2 protein-coding genes and 1 pseudogene are annotated in these 3530 nt (G+C 70.5%); all 3 read right to left on the bottom strand.

Going from position 1 to position 3530, the window contains the following annotated elements:
* Positions 1-402 (bottom strand): annotated as a pseudogene (locus D7X55_RS37500) (hypothetical protein); the annotation flags it as partial.
* Positions 403-571: 169 nt separating this feature from the next.
* Positions 572-1783 (bottom strand): DNA polymerase III subunit gamma/tau, encoded by a 1212-nt coding sequence (gene dnaX, locus D7X55_RS37505; protein WP_121725536.1) that lies wholly within the window; start codon positions 1781-1783, stop codon positions 572-574.
* Between the two features lie 77 nt (positions 1784-1860).
* Entirely contained in the window at positions 1861-3399 is a 1539-nt protein-coding gene (locus tag D7X55_RS37510) for an NAD(P)/FAD-dependent oxidoreductase (RefSeq protein ID WP_121725537.1), read from the bottom strand.
* Positions 3400-3530: the final 131 nt, after the last annotated feature.

The raw sequence follows: 3530 nt of genomic DNA on the forward strand, positions 1-3530 counted from the left end.
AGGGGGCTCCATGGCCGGGGCCGCGCCGCCGCCATTGCGCAGGAAGGACAGCGGGCGCGCGGCGGACGGAGGCAGGTCGTCCATCACCACCGGCGCGGGAGTCACGGAGGCGGGCGTGGGCACGGGGCCGCCCACGCTACCGCCATTGCGGAGGAAGGAGAGGGGACGGGCCGCCGAAGGGGACAGGCCCTCCATCAGCGCGGCTGGAGGCACCCGGGTGGCCACGGCGGACGCGCCGGACGGGGACGGTTCACCGGAAGCGGTGACTGGACCGCGAGCCTCGAAGCGCTGAGGCGCGGGAGGGGTGTGCCCGTTGGACGCCGGGTGTGCCGGCGCCCGCGCGTCGTCGAAGGGCCGGACCGTGGCGCCCGCGTACGCGGACGGGCCCTGCGGGTCGGCCATGCGCGGCGACGCGGATGCGGACGGCGGTGCCGGACGTGACGGGGCCTCCGCTTGCACGGACGGGCCCTGCGCATCGAGTGGACGCACAGGGGCCGCCGCGGGCGCGGATGCCACCGGAGCTTCGACCGGGCGCGCCGTGGCTACGGGCGCGCGGGCTCCGGTCTGGACTTCAGACGCGAAAGTTCGCGGGACCGGAGCGACCTCCTGGCGCTCCGGTCGTGTTCTTCGCGGCGCCTTCCGCGCCAAGCCCCGCCGACAGCCGCTCCACGCGGGCCAGCAGGTCGGGAATCGAACCGGCCGGGGACAGCTGGATGGCCTTGAGCAGCGCCATCTCCAGCGCCAGCCGGGGCTGCGCCGCTCGCGACACGTCCCAGATGCAGCCGTGCACGATGTCGAACAGCCGCGACAGCTGCGCCGTGTCCGCTTCCTTCGCCAGCGCCACGAGCGCCTTCTGCTCGGACTCTGCCAGCTCCGCGGGCGCCTCCCCCAGCGACTTCGTCACGAAGAGGTGCCGCAGCTGCAGCGCCAGCTCCTCCGCCAGCCGCTTCAGGTCCAGGCCCCGGTTGAACACCTCGTCCACCCGGCCCAGCACGCGCTTCGCGTCCTTGCGGACCAGCGCCTCCGCGAAGTCCTGCACCACCGTGCGGTCGATGGCGCCCATCGCCTCCGCGACGGCCTCGTCCGTGGGGTTGGGACCGCACGACGCGAGGATTTGGTCCAGCAGGCTCAGCGCGTCGCGCATGCCGCCTTCGGACTGGCGCACCACCATGGACAGCGACTGCTCGGAGATGCCCGCGCCCTCGGCCTGGCAGATCTCCTTCAGCCGCTGGAGCATCCGCGCCGCGGAGATGCGCCGGAAGTTGTGGCGCTGGCAGCGCGACAGGATGGTGTCCGGGAGCTTGTGCGCCTCCGTCGTCGCAAAGATGAACTTCACGTGACCGGGCGGCTCCTCCAGCGTCTTCAGGAGCGCGTTGAACGCCGCGCCGGAGAGCATGTGGACTTCGTCGATGATGTAGATCTTGTGGCGGTCGCGCTGCGGCAGGTACTTCGCGTTCTCGCGAATCTCGCGGACGTTCTCCACGCCGTTGTTGGACGCACCGTCGATCTCCGCGACGTCCACGCTGGTGCCGGCGGTGATTTCCGTGCACGCCCGGCAGATGCCGCAGGGGGTCGCCGTGGGGCCCTGCTCACAGTTGAGCGCCTTGGCGAGCAGGCGGGCGGCCGTCGTCTTGCCGACTCCTCGAGGGCCGCAGAACAGGTACGCGTGCGCGACCCGGTCCATCTTGATGGCATTCCCGATGGTCCGGACCACGTGCTCCTGGCCGGTCATGTCATCGAACTTCTGCGGGCGCCATTTGCGGGCGAGGACGAGGTAGCTCATGGGGACAACCATCTAAACACGGCGGGCCGAATGATCCATGGAACGTCCATTCCGCCCGCCGTGAGGCGCACCCCTTCTCAGCGTCCGAGCGCCTGTAGCACCACGTTGGCCGCGTTGTGGCCCGCCGCCCCGATGACGCTGCCGGCCGGGTGGCAGCCCGCGCTGCAGAAGTAGAGCCCCTGCACGGGTGTCTCATAGGGCAGCCGGTCGGTGAACCCGCGCTTGTTGTCCACATGATGGATGTGGCCGCGGGTGATGCCGAAGTGGGACTCAATCTTCGGCGGCGTGAGCGCGAAGTACTCCTGCACCAGATCACTGGTGCCGGGCGCGAAGCGGTCGCAGATGGACAGGAGGTGCTTCACGTAGCGCGCCTCCTCCTTCTCCCAGGTGGTGCCCTCCAGCTTCTCCGGCACCCACTCCACGAAGAGGGCGGAGTTGTGGTGGCCCTCCGCGTCCTTCAGGGACGGGTCCACCGTGGTGTGCACGTACCACTCGATGGAGGGGAACTCCGCCAGCCGTCCCGCCTTCGCCTCCTTGTAGCCGTGCGCCAGCGCGCCCAGCACGTCGTCCTCCTGGGGCAGCAGGTGGATGGTGGGCCCGAACTGGCCCCGGTCCTCCGGCAGGCAGGTGAAGGTGGGCAGGGACTTGAGGCACAGGTTCACCTTCAGCGTGGTGCCCGGCGCGGACAGCCCGTCCACCATGCTCCGGTAGTCCGTGTTCAGCGCCTCCGAGTCCACCAGCTTCAGCGTGCGGAAGGGGTCCGCGTTGGAGACCACGACCTTCGCGGACAGCTCCTCGCCATTCTCCAGCACCACGCCCTTCACCACGCCGCTGTCCACGCGCACCGACGCCACCTTCGCGTTCGTGCGCAGCTGGGCGCCGTGCTTGCGCGCGAGCGCCGCGATGCGCTGGGTGACGGTGCCCATGCCGCCTTCGACGATCATCCACGTGCCGCCGCTGCCCGGCAGCCGGCAGAGGTTGTGCACCAGCAGGTTCATGCCCGTGCCCGGCGTGTCATAGCCGCCGTCCAGGCCGGAGAACGCGTCGGTGACGGCGTACATCGCCTTCACGAAGTCGGACTTGTAGCCGAAGCGCTCCAGGTACTCGCGCGCGGTGCCGCGACACAGGTGGATGAAGTGCTGGCGCAGGGCAGGGCGCACGTACCGCTCCGCCGTCTCCTCCAGCGGCCGGGGCGGCAGGAGCCACGCGGGCGCCAGGTCCTCGCGCAGCGCCGCCAGCTCCGTGTTCATGGCGACGTGGGCGTTCCAGTCCGCCTCGGAGAAGAACTCGCGGAACTGCCGCTCCAGCTCCCGCTCATCCGAGCCGAAGAGCAGGTAGCGCTTGTCCATGGTGGGCAGGAAGTAGTGCGGGTCGCGCCGCTTGAGGGGCAGCTCCAGCTGGAGTTCCTTCAGCAGCTCCGGCGGCATCAGCCCCAGGAGGTACGCGCCGGTGGAGACGCCCAGCTTCGGGGCCGTGCGGAACGGGTACTCCGTCTTGCACGCGCCGCCCACCTGGTCCTTCTCCTCCAGCACGGTGACCGACAGGCCCCGGCGCGCGAGCATCGCCGCCGCGACAAGTCCGTTGTGGCCCGCGCCCACCACGATGACGTCTGGCATGGTCTTCCTCCTCAAGGGGAAAAGGCCGTCCTACCCGAGCCGCGACCTCCCCGACAAACACCGAGCGTCTTGCGCTGGACGCCCGGGCCGGAAAGAGTCGCGTCCGCCACGTGAACGCCCCCACCTCCGAC

The organism is Corallococcus sp. AB049A, from assembly GCF_003668885.1.
GTDB classification, from domain to species: Bacteria; Myxococcota; Myxococcia; order Myxococcales; family Myxococcaceae; genus Corallococcus; species Corallococcus interemptor.